Here is a 1,170-nt window from a genome sequence, read left to right as displayed (position 1 = left end):
TGTACTGATCCCAAAAAGTTGGACAAATAATTATTGAAAGGATTTAGTTCTGTATTGGACAGGACTAAGTCCTTTTAGTTTTACCTTAATTCGTTTGTTGTTGTAGTAATCGATATAGTCTATAATGGCTTGTTCCAATTGATTAAGTGATTTAAAGTTTTTCTCATGGCCATAAAACATTTCGGATTTTAAAATGCCAAAGAAAGATTCCATCATACCGTTGTCTGGGCTGTTGCCCTTACGTGACATGGATGCTTGAATTCCCTTACTCTCTAGGAACCGATGATAAGAATCGTGTTGGTATTGCCAACCTTGGTCACTATGGAGAATCGTATTCTCGTAGTGTTTCTCTGTGAAGGCCTGTTCCAACATCGTTTTTACTTGTTCTAAATTAGGAGAACAAGAAAGATTAAAAGCAATAATTTCGCTGTTAAAGCCATCTAAAACAGGCGATAAATACAATTTCTGCGTGCTATTTGGAATGGCAAACTCTGTCACATCCGTATAACACTTTTCCATTGGTCTCGATCCTTCAAACTGGCGTTGAATGAGATTCTCTGCTTTCTTGCCAATCTCTCCTTGGTAGGAAGAATACTTTCGTTTACGGCGAATTCGAGCACTTAAACCAAGGATTTTCATCAGACGTTGGACCTTCTTATGGTTTACTATATGACCACGATTCCTCAATTCAAGAGTTATTCGGCGATAGCCATAATTTCCTTTGTGCTCAGTAAAAATAGCTTGAATTTCAGCTTTAAGATCTTTATCTTTGTCAAGCCCATCTAGTTCCTTCAACTGATAATAGTAAGTTGAGCGAGGTAAACGAGCCACTTCAAGAAGTAAATCTAGTCGAAATCCTCCTGAAGCCATTTCTCTAATTGTCTCTGCCTTTCTCGCTGTATAGCTTCGTCCCTGTCTTCCAGCTCTTTTAACTTTTTTAAGTAAGCTACCTCAGTACGTAAGCGTTCATTCTCCTCTTGGAGTCGCTCTAGTTCTGTCATTTCATCCCAAGTTTTCTTCCGTTTACGTCCCATTTTAGTTGGTCTCCCTCTTGTTTTCTCAACAATAGTATACCCGTTTTTCTTGTATTGTGCTAGCCAATTAAGAAGTATCGTACGACTTGGGAGGCCGTATTCAAGAGAAACTCTATCTTTAGTCCAGCCTTCATGT

At 38.6% G+C, this 1,170-nt stretch carries 1 pseudogene; it reads right to left on the bottom strand.

What is annotated here, in order from left to right:
- Window positions 1-30: 30 nt before the first annotated feature.
- Window positions 31-1,170 (bottom strand): annotated as a pseudogene (locus FJR73_RS10100) (IS3 family transposase); the annotation flags it as partial.

Source organism: Streptococcus sp. D2 (assembly GCF_006385825.1).
GTDB lineage: Bacteria > Bacillota > Bacilli > Lactobacillales > Streptococcaceae > Streptococcus > Streptococcus shenyangsis.
This window is presented reverse-complemented; position numbering and strand designations above follow the sequence as displayed.